Source organism: Amycolatopsis sp. NPDC004625 (genome assembly GCF_040609695.1).
Taxonomy (GTDB): Bacteria; Actinomycetota; Actinomycetes; order Mycobacteriales; family Pseudonocardiaceae; genus Amycolatopsis.
The window spans coordinates 171,456-190,258 of record NZ_JBEXKX010000002.1 but is presented as its reverse complement, the minus strand read 5'-3'; the positions used below and the strand labels follow the sequence as shown (position 1 = coordinate 190,258).

21 protein-coding genes and 2 pseudogenes are annotated in these 18,803 nt (G+C 71.7%); 6 read left to right on the top strand and 17 right to left on the bottom strand.

Annotation, left to right across the window (positions count from 1 at the left end; all coding sequences use genetic code 11):
• Positions 1 to 4: 4 nt before the first annotated feature.
• From ABZW17_RS02710 to hrcA, 15 genes and pseudogenes are all read right to left on the bottom strand, one after another.
• On the bottom strand, positions 5 to 1,075 hold the full coding sequence (locus ABZW17_RS02710; RefSeq protein ID WP_354808932.1) for an RDD family protein: 1,071 nt from the start codon (positions 1,073 to 1,075) through the stop codon (positions 5 to 7).
• A gap of 181 nt (positions 1,076 to 1,256) precedes the next feature.
• Positions 1,257 to 1,712, bottom strand: coding sequence for a DUF2752 domain-containing protein (locus ABZW17_RS02705; protein WP_354808930.1), 456 nt, complete (start codon positions 1,710 to 1,712; stop codon positions 1,257 to 1,259).
• On the bottom strand, positions 1,712 to 2,062 hold the full coding sequence (locus ABZW17_RS02700; protein WP_354808928.1) for a CD225/dispanin family protein: 351 nt from the start codon (positions 2,060 to 2,062) through the stop codon (positions 1,712 to 1,714). Before ABZW17_RS02700 ends, ABZW17_RS02705 begins: the two co-directional genes overlap by 1 nt.
• A gap of 26 nt (positions 2,063 to 2,088) precedes the next feature.
• Positions 2,089 to 2,460, bottom strand: coding sequence for a CD225/dispanin family protein (locus ABZW17_RS02695; protein ID WP_354808926.1), 372 nt, complete (start codon positions 2,458 to 2,460; stop codon positions 2,089 to 2,091).
• 189 nt (positions 2,461 to 2,649) lie between these two features.
• Positions 2,650 to 3,546 carry a GTPase Era gene (era, locus tag ABZW17_RS02690; RefSeq protein WP_354808924.1) on the bottom strand — a complete coding sequence of 299 codons (897 nt, stop codon included), beginning with the start codon at positions 3,544 to 3,546 and terminating at the stop codon, positions 2,650 to 2,652.
• A complete protein-coding gene (locus tag ABZW17_RS02685; RefSeq protein WP_354808922.1) occupies positions 3,543 to 3,881 on the bottom strand; it encodes a cytidine deaminase in 339 nt (112 codons plus the stop codon). The genes era and ABZW17_RS02685 overlap by 4 nt, the downstream gene beginning before the upstream one ends.
• Positions 3,874 to 5,217, bottom strand: coding sequence for a hemolysin family protein (locus ABZW17_RS02680; RefSeq protein ID WP_354808920.1), 1,344 nt, complete (start codon positions 5,215 to 5,217; stop codon positions 3,874 to 3,876). Before ABZW17_RS02680 ends, ABZW17_RS02685 begins: the two co-directional genes overlap by 8 nt.
• Before the next feature lie 9 nt (positions 5,218 to 5,226).
• Positions 5,227 to 5,796 (bottom strand): rRNA maturation RNase YbeY, encoded by a 570-nt coding sequence (ybeY, locus tag ABZW17_RS02675; RefSeq protein WP_354808918.1) that lies wholly within the window; start codon positions 5,794 to 5,796, stop codon positions 5,227 to 5,229.
• Positions 5,793 to 6,230, bottom strand: a complete 438-nt coding sequence (locus tag ABZW17_RS02670) for a PhoH family protein (RefSeq protein WP_354809300.1) — start codon at positions 6,228 to 6,230, stop codon at positions 5,793 to 5,795. Before ABZW17_RS02670 ends, ybeY begins: the two co-directional genes overlap by 4 nt.
• Before the next feature lie 156 nt (positions 6,231 to 6,386).
• Positions 6,387 to 6,848, bottom strand: a pseudogene (locus tag ABZW17_RS02665) (LAGLIDADG family homing endonuclease); the annotation flags it as partial.
• Between the two features lie 351 nt (positions 6,849 to 7,199).
• Positions 7,200 to 7,940 (bottom strand): annotated as a pseudogene (locus tag ABZW17_RS02660) (PhoH family protein); the annotation flags it as partial.
• Positions 7,941 to 8,026: 86 nt separating this feature from the next.
• A complete protein-coding gene (locus ABZW17_RS02655) occupies positions 8,027 to 8,395 on the bottom strand; it encodes a histidine triad nucleotide-binding protein (protein ID WP_354808916.1) in 369 nt (122 codons plus the stop codon).
• A 238-nt stretch (positions 8,396 to 8,633) separates the two neighbouring features.
• Entirely contained in the window at positions 8,634 to 9,386 is a 753-nt protein-coding gene (locus ABZW17_RS02650; protein ID WP_354808914.1) for a 16S rRNA (uracil(1498)-N(3))-methyltransferase, read from the bottom strand.
• A 2-nt stretch (positions 9,387 to 9,388) separates the two neighbouring features.
• Positions 9,389 to 10,555 (bottom strand): molecular chaperone DnaJ, encoded by a 1,167-nt coding sequence (dnaJ, locus tag ABZW17_RS02645; RefSeq protein WP_354808912.1) that lies wholly within the window; start codon positions 10,553 to 10,555, stop codon positions 9,389 to 9,391.
• A gap of 31 nt (positions 10,556 to 10,586) precedes the next feature.
• Positions 10,587 to 11,609 (bottom strand): heat-inducible transcriptional repressor HrcA, encoded by a 1,023-nt coding sequence (gene hrcA, locus ABZW17_RS02640; protein ID WP_354808910.1) that lies wholly within the window; start codon positions 11,607 to 11,609, stop codon positions 10,587 to 10,589.
• A gap of 240 nt (positions 11,610 to 11,849) precedes the next feature.
• On the opposite strand from hrcA, the gene ABZW17_RS02635 reads away from it, so the two are divergent.
• From ABZW17_RS02635 to ABZW17_RS02620, 4 genes are read left to right on the top strand one after another with little or no spacing between them, the layout of a single operon-like run.
• On the top strand, positions 11,850 to 12,230 hold the full coding sequence (locus tag ABZW17_RS02635) for a YbaB/EbfC family nucleoid-associated protein (RefSeq protein WP_354808908.1): 381 nt from the start codon (positions 11,850 to 11,852) through the stop codon (positions 12,228 to 12,230).
• Entirely contained in the window at positions 12,230 to 12,547 is a 318-nt protein-coding gene (locus ABZW17_RS02630; protein ID WP_354808906.1) for a type VII secretion target, read from the top strand. The genes ABZW17_RS02635 and ABZW17_RS02630 overlap by 1 nt, the downstream gene beginning before the upstream one ends.
• Positions 12,544 to 13,725, top strand: coding sequence for a hypothetical protein (locus tag ABZW17_RS02625; RefSeq protein ID WP_354808904.1), 1,182 nt, complete (start codon positions 12,544 to 12,546; stop codon positions 13,723 to 13,725). Before ABZW17_RS02630 ends, ABZW17_RS02625 begins: the two co-directional genes overlap by 4 nt.
• Positions 13,722 to 14,216, top strand: a complete 495-nt coding sequence (locus tag ABZW17_RS02620) for a hypothetical protein (RefSeq protein ID WP_354808902.1) — start codon at positions 13,722 to 13,724, stop codon at positions 14,214 to 14,216. Before ABZW17_RS02625 ends, ABZW17_RS02620 begins: the two co-directional genes overlap by 4 nt.
• Here the strand turns inward: ABZW17_RS02620 and ABZW17_RS02615 are convergent.
• Both ABZW17_RS02615 and ABZW17_RS02610 read right to left on the bottom strand, forming a co-directional pair.
• Positions 14,213 to 15,064 carry an aldo/keto reductase gene (locus ABZW17_RS02615; RefSeq protein ID WP_354808900.1) on the bottom strand — a complete coding sequence of 284 codons (852 nt, stop codon included), beginning with the start codon at positions 15,062 to 15,064 and terminating at the stop codon, positions 14,213 to 14,215. The two genes, ABZW17_RS02620 and ABZW17_RS02615, sit on opposite strands and share 4 nt — an antisense overlap.
• A gap of 74 nt (positions 15,065 to 15,138) precedes the next feature.
• On the bottom strand, positions 15,139 to 16,629 hold the full coding sequence (locus ABZW17_RS02610) for a CoA-acylating methylmalonate-semialdehyde dehydrogenase (RefSeq protein WP_354808898.1): 1,491 nt from the start codon (positions 16,627 to 16,629) through the stop codon (positions 15,139 to 15,141).
• A gap of 129 nt (positions 16,630 to 16,758) precedes the next feature.
• Between ABZW17_RS02610 and ABZW17_RS02605 the strand changes: the two genes are divergently transcribed.
• Both ABZW17_RS02605 and ABZW17_RS02600 read left to right on the top strand, forming a co-directional pair.
• On the top strand, positions 16,759 to 18,396 hold the full coding sequence (locus ABZW17_RS02605; protein WP_354808896.1) for a PucR family transcriptional regulator ligand-binding domain-containing protein: 1,638 nt from the start codon (positions 16,759 to 16,761) through the stop codon (positions 18,394 to 18,396).
• A 58-nt stretch (positions 18,397 to 18,454) separates the two neighbouring features.
• Positions 18,455 to 18,787 (top strand): SSI family serine proteinase inhibitor, encoded by a 333-nt coding sequence (locus tag ABZW17_RS02600; protein WP_354809298.1) that lies wholly within the window; start codon positions 18,455 to 18,457, stop codon positions 18,785 to 18,787.
• Positions 18,788 to 18,803 lie beyond the last annotated feature (16 nt).

The window sequence follows — 18,803 nt, the reverse complement described above, 5'->3', positions numbered from 1 at the left end:
CGTGTCAGCGCTGCTCGTTCGGCGGCTGGCCGAACTGGCCGGGCTGGATCTTCTGGGTCGCTTCGGGTTCGCCCGGGGCGTCCGGGCGCAGCATCTGCGTCCGCTCGGCCTGCTCGTCGAAGGCGGAGCCGCTGCCGGCACCCGGGCGCAGCATCTGGGTGCGCTCGGCCTGCTCGTCGAACGCGCCACCGCCCGGCGGCGGCGCGAGCGGCTGCTGCCCGAAGCCGCCCGGCTGCGGGGGCTGGGCCCCGAACCCACCGGGGGACGGCGGCTGGCCGAACCCGCCCGGCTGCGGCTGGCCGAAGGCACCCGGCGCGGGCTGCTGCTCGAACCCGCCGGACGGCGGCTGCTGCGGGAAACCACCGGACGCGGGCTGCTGCGGGAACCCGCCGGAGGACGGCGGCTGACCGTACTGGCCCGGCTGGCCCGGCGGCGGGAAGCTACCGAACGACTGCGCGCTCTGCGGCGCGAACGGCGCGGCCGCGTCGTCGGCGTTGACCACGACGGTGCCGATGATCTTGTCGGCGAGGGTCTGCCCCTTGTCGTCCCAGAGCGGCCACAGCCAGCCGACGTAGCAGATGACGCTGTCGACGAAGTGGGCGAGATCGCGCACGAACGCCATGGCCGGGCCGATCGGCTGCCCCGTGTCCTCGCGGACCAGCTTGATCTTCGCGACCCGCTTGCCGAACGACTGCCCGGTGTTGCCCTGCATGATCCACCGGTTGTAGACCGACCAGGCGATCCACGCCAGCGCGGCGACCAGGGTCGGCAGCGTCCCGAGGTGGCCGCCGTAGAGGCTCAGCGGGATGACGATCGCGTACAGCAGGACAACCGGCCCGTAGTCCACCAGCGCGCCGAGGGCGCGCTGGCCCCAGTTCGCGTAGTTCCGCGGCGGGCCGAAGGGGTTGCTCTGCTGGCCGAAGGGCGCCTGCTGCCCGTAGGGCGCCTGCCCGTACGGCGTGGGCTGGCCGTACGGCGGCTGCCCCGGCTGCGGCTGCCCGAACGGCTGCTGGCCACCGGGCTGCTGCCCGAAGGGCTGCTGCCCGTAGGACTGCTGACCGTAGGGATCGGTCATTGGGTCTCCCCCTCGCTGGTCACTCCGCCGCACGTCCCGTGCAGGACCCCGGACGAACGGCGCGGTCCGCGGGAGCGTACTCGGTTGGCGTTCGGCCGCGCTGCTCAGGCTTCAGCTGTCCGGGTGAACGGCGTGCCGGTCCGACGCGGTGCGTGGCGGCCCGGTTCCCGTCCGTCCGCGATCAGACGCGCAGGCCCGTGAACGGCGCGAACGGGAGGTTGCGGATGACGAACCAGACGACGAACACGACGGAAAAGGCCAGTGGCGTCCACCGCCACTGCAGCCAGCTGTTCATCGCGCGGCCGCGCAGGCGCCCGAGGGTCCACGCGGCCATGCTCCACACGAAGAGGAACACGAAGACGAACGACACGGCGTTGTAGTGCAGCGCCGCCGGGATGTTCCCGTGCATCAGGCTGTACGCCATCCGCATGCCGCCGCAGCCCGGGCAGTCGATGCCGAGCAGCGCCTTGGTCGGGCAGAGCGGCAGGAACCCGCCGGGGGTGGTCGGGTCGCCGGCCCAGACCACCGCGGCGCACACGCCGAGCCCGGCCACGACGGCCAGCGGCGGGGCGAGCGCCCGCAGCTTCTGCCGGGTGCCGTGGGCCGGGACTCCCGTGTAGACGGTCGTCACCGTCACTACCGCCACCCCGCCGAAGAGACGCCGATGCCCAGGATGACGACGAAAACGACGATGTAGAGCAGCAGGAGGACCCCGGTCGAAATGGCCGACCACATCGCCCACTTGCGGGCGTCGTCGGCCGCCTTCTGCGCCTCGGCGTGGAAGCCCTGGAACCACAACGAGTTCACCTGGCTGGACTTCACGATCGAGACGACGCCCAGGGGCAGGCAGCACAGCACGGTGCTCAGGATCGCCCACACCATGCCGTTCTCCGGCGGCGGCCCGTAGTTGGGCGGCGGGTAGCCGTAGCCGTAACCGGGTGGCGGCCCGCCCGGGGGCGGGTACGGCGGCGGGTACTGGTCGGTCACCGGGATCCTCCTGCTGTTCGGTTACGTCAGTATCGCGAAGGAACCGTCGCGTTGAACGTGAACGCGCCCGCGATCAGCAGGATGATCCACAGCACGTTGAGCACGACACCGACGATCGCGGCGATGATCGCCCACTTCTTGGCCGAGTCGGCAGCCTCCTGGGCGGCCGCGGTCTGGCCCTGCGCCCACAGCCCGTTCACCTTGGTGGCCTGCACGATCGACACGATGCCGAACGGGAGGCAGCAGAGGATCGTGGTGAGGATCGCCCACACGAGGTAGTTGCTCGGGGGCGGGCCCGGCTGGTAGCCACCAGGCTGGCCGCCGGGGTAGTTCGGCTGCCCGCCGGGCTGGTTCGGCTGGTCGCCGGGGTAGTTGGGCATGCCCTGGCTGTCGGTCATGATCGGTTGTTCCCCTTCGTCGTGCTCCAGAGACGACCACCGGATCCGCGGCCGCCCCGACCGGCCGTGGTGTGGTCGAAGCCGCGACTGTAGGGGGCGGCGCGGCCGCGCGTCCGGTGATTGCTCCCGCCGCGACCGAATCGAGACCAGGAATTCCGCTGATCCTCCCCCGCGCGGTGAAAGCGCCGGTCAGAAGCCCAGCCGGCGCAGCTGACGGGGGTCGCGCTGCCACTCCTTGGCGACCTTGATGTGCAGGTCGAGGTAGACCTTCGAGCCGAGCAGCCGTTCGATGTTCCGGCGGGCGGCGGCGCCCACCTCGCGCAGCCGTTCGCCCTTGTGCCCCAGGATGATCCCCTTCTGGCTGGGCCGTTCCACGTACAGGAACGCGTGCACGTCGATGAGGTCGTCGCGGCCTTCGCGGGGCAGCATCTCCTCGACGGTGACGGCGATCGAGTGCGGCAGCTCGTCGCGGACGCCTTCCAGCGCCGCCTCGCGGATCAGCTCGGCGACCAGCGTCTGCTCGGGTTCGTCGGTGAGCTCGCCGCCCGGGTAGAGCTGCGGGCCCTCGGGCAGCCGCCGGACCAGCAGGTCGGCCAGGGTGGAGACCTGGAACCCGTCCACTGCGGACACCGGGACGAGCTCGGCGAACTCCATCACTTGCTGCAGGGCAAGCAACTGTTCGGCGACCTGCTGCGGCTGGACGAGGTCGGTCTTGGTGACGATCCCGATGACCGGGGTCCGCTGCGCGATCTTCTGCAGCTCGTTGGCGATGAACTTGTCGCCCGGCCCGATCTTCTCGTTCGCCGGGACGCAGAAGCCGACGACGTCCACTTCGGACCACGTCGTGTGCACGATGTCGTTGAGCCGCTCGCCGAGCAGGGTGCGCGGGCGGTGCAGGCCGGGCGTGTCGATCAGGACGAGCTGGGCGTCCTCGCGGTGCACGATCCCGCGGATGGCGTGCCGGGTGGTCTGCGGCTTGCTGGAGGTGATCGCGACCTTGGTGCCGACGAGGGCGTTGGTGAGCGTCGACTTCCCCGCGTTGGGACGGCCGACGAAGCAGGCGAAGCCGGAACGGTGCTCGGTCATCGCTCGAGCACCTCGAGGACTTCGCCGTCCGGGGTGGCCAGGATGATCGGCGCGTACTTCGCGATGTCGCGGACGGCGTGCACGGACGCGCCCTTGAGCAGCCCCTCGCTGCTGACGACGGCGGCGGCTTCGATGCCCTCGGCGCCGCTGGACAGGGCGGCGGCGACCGCGGCCTGGAGCGCGGTGAGCTTGAACGACGGCTGGTCGACCGTGCCCGCGGCATAGGTGCGGCCGTCGGTGTCGCGGACCGCGGCGCCCTCGGGGGCCTGGATGCGGGCGCGCGAGGACCGGGCCAGCGTGACGAGTTTCTGGTCCTCGGCCTCGAGGTCAGGCATGTTCGACGCTCCTGTCGCGTTCGTCGGGGTGGGGCAGGCGCGTGCGGCGGCGCGTCCGGTCGACGGGGTCCGTCATCGCCTCGGCGTCGGCCGGGTGCACGACCACGGAGGTGATCCGCATCCGGCCGCGCCGGTCCTTGCCCCCTTCGGCGAACAGCCGAAGGCCGGCGACCTCGGCTTCGGCCCCCGGTAGCGGGACCCTACCCAGTCGTTCCGCGAGCAGCCCGCCCACGGTCTCCACGTCGTGGTCTTCGAGGTCGATGCCGAACAGTTCACCCAGGTCGTCGACGGTCATCCGGGACGACACGCGGACGGCGCCGCCGTCGAGCTCCTCGACCTCGGGGCGCTCGTCGGCGTCGGATTCGTCGGTGATCTCGCCGACGATCTCCTCGAGCACGTCTTCGATGGTGAGCAGGCCCGCCGTGCCGCCGTACTCGTCGACGGCGATCGCCATGTGGTTGTGCGAGCGCTGCATCTCCTTGAGCAGCTCGTCCAGGCGTTTCGAGTCGGGGACGAACGACGCCGGGTTCATCACCGAGTCGACGACCGTGCTCGGCCCGTCGGGGTCGAGGTAGCCGGTCATCAGGTCCTTGATGTTGACGACGCCGACGATGTCGTCGACGGACTCGTCGATCACCGGCAGCCGGGTGAACCCGGTGCGCAGCGCGAGGGCGAGGGCCTGCCGGACGGTCTTGGTGCGCTCGATCCAGACGATCTCGGTGCGCGGCACCATCACCTCGCGGGCGACGGTGTCGCCGAGCTCGAACACCGAGTGGATCATCTCGCGCTCGGAGTCCTCGACGACGCCGCGTTCCTGCGCCAGGTCGACGAGCTCGCGCAGCTCGACCTCGGAGGTGAACGGGCCTTCGCGGAAGCCCTGGCCGGGGGTGATGGCGTTACCGATGAGGATGAGCAGCCGCGACAGCGGGCCGAGGACCGAGCCGAGGACGCGGACGGGCCCGGCGACGTACCGGCCGATGCGGTAGGGGTGCTGGCGGCCGAGGGTGCGCGGGCCGACGCCGATCAGGACGTAGCTGACGACGACCATCACGACCGCCGCGACCAGCACGGCGAGGCCCAGCGGCGCCAGCCGGGTGCCCACGAACACCGTGACCAGCACGGTGGCCGTGAGCTCGCAGCCGAGGCGGAGCAGGAGCAGCAGGTTGATGTGCCGGCGCCGCTCGGCGACGACGGCGGCGAGGTGGCGGGCGCCGGGCAGCCCGAGCCGGGCGAGGCCGTCGGCCCGGGCCTGCGAGACGGTGCTGATCGCCGCGTCGGCCGCCGCGAACACGCCGGCCAGGAGGACGAGCGCGATCGCGAAGATGAGCTGGGACATGGCTGACGCCTAGGGCGTTTCCCCGGCGGGTGGCTCGGCGGGGACGGCCGGGGCCTCGAACCCGGCGATGCCGAGGACGCGGTCGTCGGTGCTGCGCTGGGCGTCCCGCTTGTCCAGGGCGGCGACGGCCTCCTGGTACTCGCCGAGGATGCGCTTCTGGAGGGCGAACATCTCGCGCTCCTCGGCGGGTTCGGCGTGGTCGTAGCCGAGGAGGTGGAGCACGCCGTGCACGGTGAGCAGGTGCAGCTCGTCGATCAGGGCGTGGCCCGCGGTCTTGGCCTGGTCCTTGGCGAAGGCCGGGCAGAGCACGATGTCCCCGAGCAGCGCCGGCGACGCGTCGGGCGCGTCGGGGCGGCGGGAGGAGTCGAGCTCGTCCATCGGGAAGGCCATCACGTCGGTGGGGCCCGGCAGGTCCATCCAGCGTTCGTGCAGGTCTTCCATGACGTCGAGGGTGACGAGCAGGATGGACAGCTCGGCGAGCGGGCTGACCTCCATCTTGTCGAGGGCGTAGCGCGCGGCGGAGACGATGGAGGTCTCGTCGACGTCGACGCCGGACTCGTTGGCGATTTCGATGCTCAACGCCGGTTGCCCTTCCAGCCGTCGTTCTGCTGGGCGTCCTGCACGGCCTGCCACTTCTCGTAGGCGTCGACGATGCTCGCGACGAGCCGGTGCCGGACGACGTCCTGGCTGGTCAGTTCGGCGAAGTGGAGGTCCTCGACGCCGGTGAGGATGTCGCGCACGACCCGCAGGCCGCTGCGCTGCCCGCTGGGCAGGTCGACCTGGGTGATGTCGCCGGTGACGACGATCTTGGACCCGAAGCCGAGCCGGGTGAGGAACATCTTCATCTGCTCGGGCGTGGTGTTCTGGGCCTCGTCGAGGATGATGAAGGCGTCGTTCAGCGTGTTGTGCGTCAGCAGGTGATCGTCCGTGACGTACAGCGAGTCGGCCGCCGCGACCTGGATGCACACCGCTTCCGCGCGGCCGGCCGGTTCGATGCTCTCGACGAACCGCATCGGGCGTCCGCCACCACCGGCTTCGCGGTACTTGAGCCGCTTACGGGTCAGGCGGAACGGCTCGAAGCCGGCGGGGAGCCGGATCTCGACGACATGGGCATCGTGGCGATAGCCGACGTCACGTCCGTTCGCGCGGCCAGGCTTGCGGCCCAGCGCGGCGCGACGCCGGGTGTAGGCGACCCCGCCGAGCGACTGCACCAGCCGGATGACGTCGGCCTTCAGCTGCGGCGACGTCGTCGTGTACTGGATGCGGCCGGTACGGGCAAACTGGGTGACCGGCCCGCCGTCCGAGTCCAGGAGCCCCTGCAGGACCGCGAGCCGGACCTCCGCGGAGTTCTGGAGGTAGACCTCCGGCACGAACTTGGTGTGTGAGCGGGTCCCGAGCAGATCCAGCGCGCGCAGGGCGCCGGTGACCGGATTCTCCAAGGTGATGACGTCGCCGGGTTCGCGAACGCGGTTCAGGGTGTAGTCGACTCCACCCTTGTGCCGCACGGACACACCGGGCAGCGCCACCTCGAGAGCGAGGGCCAACTCCGGGTCGTCGGTCGCAAAACCGGGCGTGGTGGAGCCGGTCAGGCAGCCGTCACCCAGCAGGAGCCCCAGTGCGTACGGGTCCATCGGCACTTCGCGCTCGGGGTGGCACACGGGCGCCGTGAGCATCGGCAGCTCGTAGCGGCGGGCGTGGGCGGCCCGGAGCTTGCCGATCATTTCCTGCGTCTCGAGGACGCGCCACGGCTTGTTGCGGCGCTTGTCGGCCGCTGTCCGGACCGTCCAGAGGTGCTCACCGCAGCAAAGCGTCGATGATCCGTCGCTCGCGGTGATGCGGTAGATGTCCTTCTCGCCTTGCGGGTACACCCCGAGAACCGGCGTCGGTTCACCGTCGGACCCGATGACCAGGTCGCCGACCTGCAGTTCGCCGATGGGCCGGAAACCCTCCGGCGTCAGCACGGGCGTACTCGTCGGCTGTGCGCGGCCACGCATGTAGGCCAGCGGCGCGATTTCGATCGTGCCGGCCTGCATCAGCCGCGGAATCGACTCCGGCTCGACCATGTCGTGCAGCGCGTCGTAGAGCGGCCGCAGGTAGGGGTCGATCTTCTCGTTCAGCGTGCCCGGCAGGTACCCGAGGCGCTCGCCGGCCTCGACGGCCGGGCGGGTCAGCACGATGCGGGTGACCTGCTTGGCCTGCAGCGCCTGGACGGCCTTCGCCATCGCCAGGTACGTCTTGCCGGTACCGGCGGGGCCGATGCCGAAGACGACGGTGTGCTTGTCGATGGCGTCGACGTACCGCTTCTGGTTCAGCGTCTTGGGCCGGATGGTCTTCCCGCGCCGCGAGACGATGTTGAGGCTGAGCACCTCGGCGGGCGAGGCGTCCCCGGTGGAGAGCATGCCGACGGTGCGGCGCACGGTGTCGGGGCCGACCTGCTGCCCGCCGGTGGCGAGCTGCACGAGCTCGGCGAAGACGCGTTCGGCGAACGCGACGTCGGCCGGCGTGCCGGTCAGGGTGACTTCGTTGCCGCGGACGTGCACGTCGGCCGCGAGGAGCTCCTCGGCGACACGCAGGTTCTCATCGCGGGAGCCCAGCAGGCTGAGAGCGGCAGCGTCGGGGATGGGGAACCGGGACTGCGCGGCCTGAACGGCGGCATCCTCGGCCTTGGCGACGTCCCCGGGGACGTCGGGTCGGGCGGCTCCACCCGGTACGGTTCCGGCCACGTGGCCTCAGGCCTGCTTTCTCGGTGAGGGACTACGGACCCCACCGATGCTACTGGCACCCACCGACAGGACGCAGGCCGGTTTCCCTAGTCCTCGTCGGGCGCCCCGAACAACCCGAGCGGCTCCCCGCCGAGCACGTGGGCGTGCACGTGGAAGACGGTCTGCCCGGCGTCGGCGTCGGTGTTGAAGACGACCCGGTAGCCGCTCTCGAGGATCCCCTCGGCCTCGGCGACCTTGCGGGCGGTGGCGACGACGTCGGCCAGCAGCTGCGGGTCGGCGGCGGCGAGCTCGGCCACGGTCCGGTACCGCTTGCGCGGCACGACGAGCACGTGCACGCGGGCCTGCGGCCGGATGTCGCGGAAAGCGAAGGTGGTCTCGTCCTGGTGGACGACATCGGCCGGGATCTCGCCGGCGATGATCCGTTCGAAGAGGGTGTCGGCCTCGGTTTCGCTCATGCGAGCACCTTAGCGAGGGAGGGAAACCGGGATGCCGCGGCGCGGTAGACCCTGGGGGTCGATCTACCGCCACCGCGGCGGCCGCCGGACCGAGGGGGGAGGTGCCCGGCGGAGTCCGTGTTCTTCCCAGTGGCGCGCCCGAAACACTGTGTGGCGCGTTAGTAAACGAGAGTAACGGGTCGGAGTGTGATCGCGCCATAACTGGGCGCAAAATGACGCCGGTTTTTTAGGTGATCTCTCAGCGCCACCGCGTCGTCAGGGCGCCCAGCGCGCCCAGGGCCACCGCGGCGGCCGTCGACGTCCGCAGGACGGTCGTCCCGAGGCGCACCGCGCGCGCCCCCGCATCTCGCAGCGTGCGGAGTTCCTCGTCCGTGACGCCGCCTTCCGGCCCGACGACCAGCAGGATGTCCCCGGCGCCGGGCAGCGGCAGGTCGGTGAGCCGCTCCGGCACGTCGGACTCCAGCACGATCGCCAGGGACATGGTGGCGACAAGCCCGGCGAGCTCGCCGGTGGTCACCGGCTCGGTGACGTCCGGGACGTGCGCGCGCCGGGCCTGCTTGGCGGCCGACCGGGCCGTGGCGCGCCAGCGGGCCAGGGCCTTGTCCCCGCGCCCGCCGTCTTCCCACTTCGCGACGCTCCGCGCCGCCCGCCACGGCACGATCGCGTCGACGCCGGCCTCGGTGGCGAGTTCGACGGCGAGTTCCCCGCGGTCGCCCTTCGCCAGCGCCTGCGCGACCAGGACCCGCAACGCGGGCGGCTCCTCGGTCCAGAACGACTCGACGGTCAGCGTGAGCGAAGCGTCCCGCCCGGCCTGGACGCCTTCGACGACGCACCGCGCCATCGCGCCGGCGCCGTCGGACAGCACCAGCCGCTCGCCGGCGCGCAGGCGCCGGACCGTCGCCGCGTGCCGGGCCTCCTCGCCGTCGAGGACCGCCCGGCCCGAGGCCGGCACCGATGCGGCGTGGAAGACCGGCAGGGTGGTGTCGGGCACGGTCAGCGGTGGTTCTTCGCGCGGAGCTTCGAGAAGAGCCCGCCGTGCTTCGTGCCGTTGGACGCCAGCGTCGGGACCTCTTCGCCGCGCTGCTGGGCCAGCTCGACGAGCAGTTCGCGCTGGGCGTCGTCGAGCTTCGTCGGGACCACGACGTCGATGTGGACGTGCAGGTCGCCACGGCCGTCGACGCGGCCGGAGGACCGCAGCCGCGGCATGCCCTTGCCGGTCAGGACGAGCTCGGCGTTGGGCTGGGTGCCCGGTTCGACGTCGAGCTCGTAGTCGCCGTCGACCAGGGTCGAGATCGGCACCGTGGCGCCGAGGGCGGCCGTGGTCATCGGGATGCGGAAGTTGCAGTGCAGGTCGTGGCCCTGCCGGACGAAGACCTCGTGCGGGGTCTCGTCGATCTCGACGTACAGGTCGCCGGCCGGGCCGCCGCCGGGGCCGACCTCGCCCTGGCCGGACAGGCGGATGCGCATGCCGTCGCCGACGCCCGGCGGGATCTTCGCGGTGACGTTGCGGCGCGCGCGGATGCGGCCGTCGCCGCCGCACTGGCGGCAGGGGTCGGGGATGACCTCGCCGAAGCCGCGGCAGACCGGGCACGGGCGGGCCGTCACGACCTGGCCGAGGAACGACCGCTGGACCGACTGGACCTCGCCGGCGCCACCGCAGGTGTCGCACGTCTTGACCGAGGTGCCCTCGCTGGTACCGGCCCCGCGGCAGAGGTCGCAGACGATCGCGGTGTCGACCGCGATCTCCTTGTCGACGCCGGTCGCGCACTCCTCGAGCGTGAGGCCGAGCCGGATCAGCGCGTCGGAGCCCGGCTGGACCCGGCTGCGCGGGCCGCGCCCCCGCCCGCCGCCCCCGCCGGCCGCGCCGAAGAAGGCGTCCATGATGTCGCCGAGGCCGCCGAAGCCGGCGAACGGGTCGCCGCCACCGCCACCGCGCGCGCCGCCGTCCATCGGGTCGCCGCCGAGGTCGACGATCTTGCGCTTCTGCGGGTCGGACAGCACCTCGTAGGCCGTCGTGACCTCGCCGAACTTGTGCTGCGCGTCTTCCGACGGGTTGACGTCGGGGTGCAGCTCCCTGGCCAGCTTCCGGTACGCGCGCTTGATCTCCTGATCGCTCGCGTTCTTGGCCACCCCGAGGATGCCGTAGTAGTCCCTCGCCACCGTCTCTGCTTCTCCTTCTGCTCTGCCCGGCTCAGCGGCCGTGCAGGATCTGCCCCACGTAGTTGGCGACCGCGCGCACCGCGGCGATCGTGCCCGGGTAGTCCATCCGGGTCGGGCCGACGACCCCCATGCCGCCCAGCACCATGTCCTGGCCGTAGCCGATCGACACGACCGAGGTGCTGCGCATCTGCTCGTCCTCATTTTCCTCACCGATGCGCACCGTGATCGCACCGGGGTTGCGCGCGGCGGCCAGCAGCTTGAGCACGACGACCTGTTCTTCGAGTGCTTCGAGGACCTGGCGCAGCGAGCCGGGGAAGTCGGCGACGTTGCGCGTGAGGTTGGCCGTGCCGCCGAGCACCAGGCGTTCTTCGGGGTGCTCGGCCAGCGACTCGACGAGCACGGTGGTGACGCGGATGAGCGCGTCCCGCAGCTCGCCGGGCGACTTGTCGGGCAGCTCGGCGACGCGGGCCGCGGCGTCGTTGAGCCGCCGTCCGGACATGGCCGCGTTCAGCACGGTCCGGAGCCGGGCGACGTCCTCTTCGGTGACGACGTCGCCGAGGTCGACCGTGCGCTGGTCGACGCGCCCGTTGTCGGTGATCAGCACCAGCATCAGCCGCGCCGGCGTGAGCGGCACCACCTCGAGGTGGCGCACCTTCGCGTTGGTCAGCATCGGGTACTGGACGACGGCGACCTGCCGGGTCAGCTGCGCGAGCAGCCGCACCGAGCGCTTGAGGACGTCGTCGAGGTCGGTGCCGCTGTCGAGGAACGTGGTGATGGCCCGGCGCTCGGCGCTGCTGAGCGGCTTGATCTCGGAGAGCCGGTCGACGAAGAGGCGGTACCCCTTGTCGGTCGGCACGCGGCCGGCACTGGTGTGCGGCTGGGTGATGTACCCCTCTTCTTCGAGCGTCGCCATGTCGTTGCGCACGGTGGCGCTCGACACACCCAGGTTGTGCCGCTCGACGATCGCCTTGGACCCGACGGGTTCCTGGTTGGACACGTAGTCGGCCACGATCGCGCGCAGCACGTCGAAGCGGCGCTCCTCCGCGTTGGCCACCGGTTCCTCACCTACCTCGTTCGCTGCTGGATCCGAGTTTACGGAAGCCTGAGCCGGTCGCGCTCAACACCGGCCGTCCGCGTGGGGTAAAGAGCACGCAAACGGAACCCCATGCATTGTTCTGCGAATGGGTTTTCGACTTGAAGGGGGAACCGAAAACCGGTTTGCTCCCTCTCACCCGCGTCCCTTTCCCCGACTTCCGAGGTCGCCGTGAACAGTTTTGATCCGGCTTCGGCCGGTATGCCCGAAATCGCCCGGCGCGCGGCCGAGGCGAAGGCGCGGCTCGAGCGTGTCTCGGCGACCGCCACGAGTGCCGACGGAGCCGTCACGGTCACCGTCAACACCGCCGGTGCGCTGCAGGAACTCACCTTCGGCCCGCGGGCGGACGAGCTGCCGCGGACCCGGCTGGCGCAGGCGGTCCTGGCCACGGCCAAGCGGGCGCAGCTCGATGCCGCCCAGCAGCTGACCGGCATCATGGCGCCGGTGATCGGGGAGCGCAGCGAGGCGATGGAATTCCTCAGGGAACAGATTCCGGCGCCGGAAGAACCCGCGGCGGAACCGCGCCGGAAACCGCCGTCCGACGAGGACTTCGGCAGCCCGATCCTGCGCCGGGGGCTCTGATGGCGATGAAGGTCGACTTCGACGCCCTCGGCGGTCACGAGGACGAGATCCGCGAGATCGCCGCCAAGGTCCAGCAGGCGCTCGACGCCGCGGGCACCGCGCAGGCGCTCGACTTCGACGCCTTCGGGCTGGTCGGGCAGGTCTTCGCGGTCCCCATCCAGGCGTGGCTGACCACCGCCGACGGCTTCCTCACCGCGGCGGTCGAGGCCGGCCACGAGGTCGCCGACCGGGTGAAGACCGCGCACACGGCGTTCCGCGACCACGAACACAAGACGAAGTGCCTGCTCGAAGGCATCGGCAAGGAGCTGCCCGAATGACGGAGAACTCGCTGGTCGCCACGGCCGAGCCGGCGGGCGGCTTCTGGAGCGGCATGGGCGACGGCTCGAAGGGCGAGCTGGACAACGTCAACGCGCAGACCGGCGGCGCGGGCATCTTCAGCGACGCCGCCTCCACGCTGACCGACGCCCGCAACGGCGACTGGGGCAACCTCGCGATGGACGTCGGCACCGACGCCCTCGACCTGCTCGGCGCGGCGATGGACCCGCTCGGGACCCTGGCGAGCGCGGGCGTCGGCTGGCTGATCGAGCACATCAGCTTCCTCAAGGACGGCCTCGACAAGCTCGCCGGCAAGCCCGAAGCGATCACCGCCAAGGCCGTGACCTGGACGAACATCGCGAAGTCGCTCACCGAGACGGCCGAGAGCTACGAGCGGAAGGCGAATCAGGTCGGCCAGTCGTTCAGCGACTGCGCGTCCGCGGACGCCTACCAGCGGACGGCCGAGAGCTACGTCGGTGTCCTGCGCGGCGCGGCTTCGCACGCCGAAGGCGCGTCGACCGCGATGAACGTCGGCGCGGCGCTGGTCGGCACCGAGCGCGGGCTGATCCGGGACCTGATCTCGTCGTTCGTGGGCGAGCTGATCGTCAAGGCGCTGGCCGCGCTGGCGGCGTCGTGGTGCACCTTCGGCGGCACGATCGCGGCGTTCATCGCGGACACGGTGATCGAGGGCGGGGTGCTGGCGGAGAAGATCAGCACGCGCATCGCGAAGATCGTCGAGAAGCTGGAGGGCCTGGCGAAGGGCGCCGGCAAGTCGAAGGCGGCGCTGGAAGGGGCGGCGAACGCGCTGAAGAAGGCGGGCAAGGCGGCCGACCGGATCGTGGACAAGAGCGTCGACACGGCGGCGGGCATCGAGCGCAAGGCCAACGAGCTCAAGCAGGCGGGCAAGGACGCGAAGTCCGCCGAAGAGACGGCGAAGGGCTGGAGCGACGCCGCCAAGGAGCGCGTGCCCGGCCGGGAGAAGCTGGAAGGCCCGGGCGAGTATTCCGAGGAGGGCCGCAGCTTCCTCAACCAGAAGAAGTGGCGTGAAGGCGACGGGGTGCCGGGATTCAACGTGGCCGACGGGATCGGCGTGGCGGCCGAAGGCCGCCGCCAGGAGAACGAACAGTACGACCGCTACCACGAGGCCCAGGAGGCCTACGAGAAGGAGCACCCCGAGTGAACGACCGGCCCGAGGTGGAGCTGGCCAACCGCAACGGCCGGCTCCACCCCGCGCAGCGCGGCGCGCTGCTCGACCTGACCTTCCGGCTGACGGCGGCCGTCGCCGTCGCCGGACTCGGGGTGACGGTGAGCCTCGCCCTCGTGGCGGAGACGGCGGGCGAGGTGCTGGGCACCGTGGTCCCGCTCCTGGCGATCACCGGCTGGTTCGCGTTCGTCTGCTGGCGCCGGCTCGCCGACGCCTTCGGCGGCCGGCTGACCGCGGTCACCGGCTGGACGCACGACTTCGACACCGCCCGCCTCACCGACGAGTACCCGATCGGCCTGCACCGCAGCCCGGAGGGGTTCAAGAGCCTCGAATCGTTCAGCCTCCGCGCCGGCGGCCGGACCTACCCGCTGGAGCGCAGGCTCCGCGAGCGGATCCGGCCGGACCGGGCCAACACCGTCCTGATCGCCCCGCGGTCGAAGGTGCTGGTCAACGTCCTCCCGGCTTAGACCGCCTTGCTGAGGGCGTCGAACTCGGCGTCGGACAGCTCGATGTCCGCGGCGGCGACGTTGTCCTCGAGGTGCGCGACCGACGACGTCCCCGGGATCGGCAGCACGACCGGCGACCGCTTGAGCAGCCACGCGAGCGCGAGCTGCGACGGCGAGGCGTCGTGCTCCTTCGCGAGCGCGGTCAGCGGGCTGTCCGGCCCCGCGAGGGCGCCGGTCGCCAGCGGGAACCACGGGATGAAGGCGATGCCGTGCTCGGTGGCGTGCTCCAGCAGCGGCTCGGCGTCGCGCTTGGCCAGGTTGAACAGGTTCTGCACCGAGACGATCTCGGCGGTCTTCTGCGCCTCGACGAGATCGCCGACCTCGACCTCGGACAGGCCGATGTGCCGGATCTTGCCCTCGTCCTGCAGCTTCTTCAGTTCCCCGACCTGCTCGGCCACGGGCACCTTCGGGTCGATCCGGTGCAGCTGCAGCAGGTCGATCCGGTCGACGCCGAGGTGGCGCAGGCTCAGCTCGACCTGCTGGCGCAGGTACTCGGGCCGGCCGACCGGGATCCACTCGTTCGGGCCCTGGCGGGTGAAGCCGGCCTTGGTCGCGATGACCACGTCGTCGGCGTACGGGTGCAGCGCCTTCTTGATCAGCAGGTCGGCGACGAAGGGGCCGTAGGCGTCGGCCGTGTCGATCAGGTTCACGCCCAGCTCGACGGCCCGCCGCAGCACACGGACGGCCTCGCCGGGATCCTTCGGGTCGCCCCACACACCGGGTCCGGTCAGCTGCATGGCTCCGTACCCGAGTCGGGTGACCGGGAGGTCGCCGCCGATGGTGAAGGTGCCGGAGTTCTTCGCACTCATGGTTCGTCCCATCATCGTCCGGGGTGTTCGGAGGGGTGAAACCCCCGGGTACCCCGGACGATTCCCGGAAACGCTCAGGAGTTGCGCGGGAAGCCCAGGTTGACCCCGGCGTGCGACACGTCCGGCCACCGCGACGTGACGACCTTCGTCCGGGTGAAGAAGTGGAACCCCTCCGGCCCGTACGCGTGGCTGTCGCCGAACAGCGAGTCCTTCCAGCCGCCGAAGGAGTAGTAGCCCACCGGGACCGGGATCGGGACGTTCACCCCGACCATGCCCACCTCGACCTCGCTCTGGAACCGCCGGGCCGCCGCGCCGTCGCCGGTGAAGATGGCCGTGCCGTTGCCGTACGGGTTGGCGTTGATCAGGTCCAGGGCGTCGTCGTACGAGCCCGCGCGGGCCACCGCCAGCACCGGGCCGAAGATTTCGTCGGTGTAGATCGACATCTCGGGGCGGACGTGGTCGAACAGCGTCGGGCCGAGCCAGAACCCGTCCCCGGACACCTCGATCCCCCGGCCGTCCACCACCAGCGACGCGCCCTCGGCCACCCCGGCGTCCACATAGGACTCGACCCGGGCGTGGTGCGCCGCGGTGACCAGCGGGCCCATCTCCGACGCCGGGTCGCGGCCGTCGCCGACGCGCAGCCGGGACATCCGCTCGGTGATCTTCGCCACCAGCGCGTCCCCGACCGGGTCGACGGCCACCACCACCGACACCGCCATGCACCGCTCCCCCGCCGAGCCGAAGCCGGCCGACACCGCGGCGTCGGCGGCCAGGTCGAGGTCGGCGTCCGGCAGCACCACCATGTGGTTCTTCGCGCCCCCCAGTGCCTGGACGCGCTTGCCGTGCCGGGTACCGGTTTCGTAGACGTACCGCGCGATCGGCGTCGACCCGACGAACGAGATCGCCTTGACGTCGGCGTGCGTCAGCAGTCCGTCCACCGCGGCCTTGTCACCGTGCAGCACGTTGAGCGCGCCCGCGGGCAACCCGGCCTCGGCGAACAGCTCCGCGATGAACACCGACGCCGACGGGTCCTTCTCGCTCGGCTTGAGCACGACGGTGTTCCCGCAGGCCAGCGCGTTGGGGACGAACCACAGCGGCACCATGGCCGGGAAGTTGAACGGCGAGATCACGCCGACCACGCCCAGCGGCTGGGCGATCGAGTAGACGTCGACGCCGGTGGAGGCGTTCTCGCTGAACCCGCCCTTGAGCAGCTGGGCGGCGCCGCAGGCGAACTCGACGTTCTCGATCGCGCGGGCGATCTCGCCGGCCGCGTCGGACTCGACCTTGCCGTGCTCGCTCGTGATGATCTTCGCCAGCTCGTGCTTGCGCGCGGACAGCAGCTCGCGGAAGGCGAACAGCACGCGCGTCCGGCCGGCCAGGGACGTCCCGCGCCAGCCCGGCAGCGCCGCCTTGGCCGCGGCGACGGCCGCTTCGACCTCGGCGTCGCCGGCGAAGTCGACGTGCGCCCGGACCTGCCCGGTGGCCGGGTCGAAGACCTCGCCGGAGCGCGCGGCGGTCCCGCCGTACGGCTTGCCGTCGATCCAGTGGCTGATGCGGTCGGTCACGGCAGGCTCCTTCGATCCGGCGACGTCCCCCAGAGTCTCAAGGCGGGCGCCACGCCACCGCCATCGACAACGTGTACGGACTCGCTGTCGCGGCCGTACAGTCTGTCCCTGCCGATCATTCGAGGAGCCATGTACCCGACCGTCGCCGAGGTCCTCGCGCTGCCGGTGCTGCGCCACGGCCGCCCGCACGTCGTCGCCGGTGCCGCCGGCCTGGACGCGCCGGTGCGCTGGGCGCACGTCGCCGAGGTCGCCGACATCGCGCACCTGCTGCGCGGCGGCGAGCTCGTGCTGACCACCGGCGTCGCCCTGCCCGACGACGGCCCGGCACTCGCCCGCTACGTCGCCGACCTGGCCGGCGTCGGCGCGGCCGGGGTCGTGGTCGAACTGGTCCGGCACTGGAGCGACCGGCTGCCCGCCGCGCTGGTCGAAGCGGCCGAGGAGCACGGCCTGCCGCTGGTCACGCTCTCGCGCGAGACGCGGTTCGTGAGCGTCACCGAAGCCGTCAACGGCCAGATCGTCGACGCCCAGGTCGCCGAGCTGCGCGCGGCCGAGCGCGTGCACGAGACGTTCACCGCCCTGACGGTCGCGGGCGCCGAACCCGGCGTCGTCCTGGGCGAGGTCGCCCGGCTGACCGAGCAGCCCGTCGTGCTGGAGACGCTCTCGCACGAGGTCCTCGCCTACGACGCGGCCGGCACCGACCCGGCCGAGCTGCTGACCGGCTGGCCGGCCCGGTCGCGGGTGGTCCAGGTCGGCGAGCGGACCGGCTACCACCCGGGTTCGGGCTGGCTGGTGACCGTGGTCGGCGCGCGCGGGCACGACTGGGGCCGGCTGATCGTCGTCTGCGCCGACCAGCCGCCGCACCGCCACCGGGTGGTCGCCGAGCGGGCCGCGTCCGCGCTGGCCGTGCACCGGCTGGTCGCCAAGGACGTGGACGGTCTCGAACGCCAAGCCCACCGCGCCCTCCTCACCGAGCTGCTCGCGTCGCCGGCGCCGACGGCGGAGCTGCTGGCCCGGGCGTCGGCGCTGGCCGTGCCGCTGACCGGGCGGCAGCTGGTCGGGCTGGCGGTCCGGCCGCGGCTGACCGGCACGTCCCGCCCCGCGCTGTCGACGCCGCCGGTGCTGCGCGAGCTGGCCGAGGCGACGGTGCTGGCGGCGCGCCGCGCGAAGGTGTCGGCGCTGGTCGGGACGGACGACCTCGGCGTGCGGGCGCTGCTCGCGCTGTCGCGAGAGGCGAACGTCGAGGCGGTGCTGCACCGCCTCGCCACCGACGTCCACGAGGCCCGCGGCAGCGCGCCGGGCGTGCTCGCGGTCGGCACGACGGTGACGTCCCCGGCCGAAGCGCGCCGGACGCTCCTGGAGGCGGGCCAGGTCGCGGCGGCGGCGCTGGGGACGGGTGCCGAGCGGGTGCTGCACCGGCTCTCGGACGTCCGCCTGCGCGGCCTCCTGCACCTGCTCGAAGGCGACGAGCGCGTGACGGCGTTCGCCTTTCGCGAGCTCGGGCCGTTGCTGCAGCGGGACGCGGCGTCGGGCAGCCGCCTGGTGCAGGCGTTGCGGCACTACTGCGAGCAGGGCGGCAACAAGTCGGCGGCGGCCGCGGCGGCCCACACGTCGAGGACGGCGTACTACCAGCAGCTCGCCCGGATCGAGCAGGTCCTCGGCGTCCGGCTGGAGGAGCCGGAGACGATGCTGTCGCTGTACGTCGCGCTGCTGGCGGCGGACCTCACCCGGACGAGCGAAGAAGACTCACCCGGACGTGCAGCACAGTGATCGACTCCGGTGTGCCGATGACACCGATATGGCCATAATCCCCCTCGCGGCATGCTTGATGAGCCTCGGCTGCCTCGCGCCGGCGCACCCCCCGGCGTCGACGCTGCAGCTGACCACCCACGACACCGCCAACCGCGTGAGCTCGGTCCTCCTGACGTGCGAGCCCACCGGCGGCACGCACCCGAAGCGCGACAAGGCGTGCGCGGTTCTTTCCGATGCGGGCGGCGACTTTGCGCGGATCACCGCGCGGCACCAGATGTGCACGCTGATCTACGCCCCGGTCGACGTGACGGCGATCGGCACCTGGCACGGCAAACCGGTGTCGTACACCACGACGTTTCCCAATCGCTGCGAAGCGGATCGCGATTCGGACGGCGTGTTCGCGTTCTGACGCTGGTTTGCGACAG

Excerpts from the sequence above, each read along its gene's own strand:
- ABZW17_RS02710 (WP_354808932.1), bottom strand. The coding sequence starts at position 1,075 with ATGACCGATCCCTACGGTCAGCAGTCCTACGGGCAGCAGCCCTTCGGG.
- ABZW17_RS02625 (WP_354808904.1), top strand. The coding sequence starts at position 12,544 with ATGACGGAGAACTCGCTGGTCGCCACGGCCGAGCCGGCGGGCGGCTTC.
- ABZW17_RS02680 (WP_354808920.1), bottom strand. The coding sequence starts at position 5,217 with ATGTCCCAGCTCATCTTCGCGATCGCGCTCGTCCTCCTGGCCGGCGTG.
- ABZW17_RS02600 (WP_354809298.1), top strand. The coding sequence starts at position 18,455 with ATGAGCCTCGGCTGCCTCGCGCCGGCGCACCCCCCGGCGTCGACGCTG.
- ABZW17_RS02605 (WP_354808896.1), top strand. The coding sequence starts at position 16,759 with ATGTACCCGACCGTCGCCGAGGTCCTCGCGCTGCCGGTGCTGCGCCAC.
- ABZW17_RS02695 (WP_354808926.1), bottom strand. The coding sequence starts at position 2,460 with ATGACCGACAGCCAGGGCATGCCCAACTACCCCGGCGACCAGCCGAAC.
- ABZW17_RS02655 (WP_354808916.1), bottom strand. The coding sequence starts at position 8,395 with ATGAGCGAAACCGAGGCCGACACCCTCTTCGAACGGATCATCGCCGGC.
- ABZW17_RS02615 (WP_354808900.1), bottom strand. The coding sequence starts at position 15,064 with ATGAGTGCGAAGAACTCCGGCACCTTCACCATCGGCGGCGACCTCCCG.
- ABZW17_RS02630 (WP_354808906.1), top strand. The coding sequence starts at position 12,230 with ATGGCGATGAAGGTCGACTTCGACGCCCTCGGCGGTCACGAGGACGAG.
- ABZW17_RS02635 (WP_354808908.1), top strand. The coding sequence starts at position 11,850 with ATGCCCGAAATCGCCCGGCGCGCGGCCGAGGCGAAGGCGCGGCTCGAG.
- ABZW17_RS02685 (WP_354808922.1), bottom strand. The coding sequence starts at position 3,881 with ATGCCTGACCTCGAGGCCGAGGACCAGAAACTCGTCACGCTGGCCCGG.
- ABZW17_RS02670 (WP_354809300.1), bottom strand. The coding sequence starts at position 6,230 with ATGCGGTTCGTCGAGAGCATCGAACCGGCCGGCCGCGCGGAAGCGGTG.
- era (WP_354808924.1), bottom strand. The coding sequence starts at position 3,546 with ATGACCGAGCACCGTTCCGGCTTCGCCTGCTTCGTCGGCCGTCCCAAC.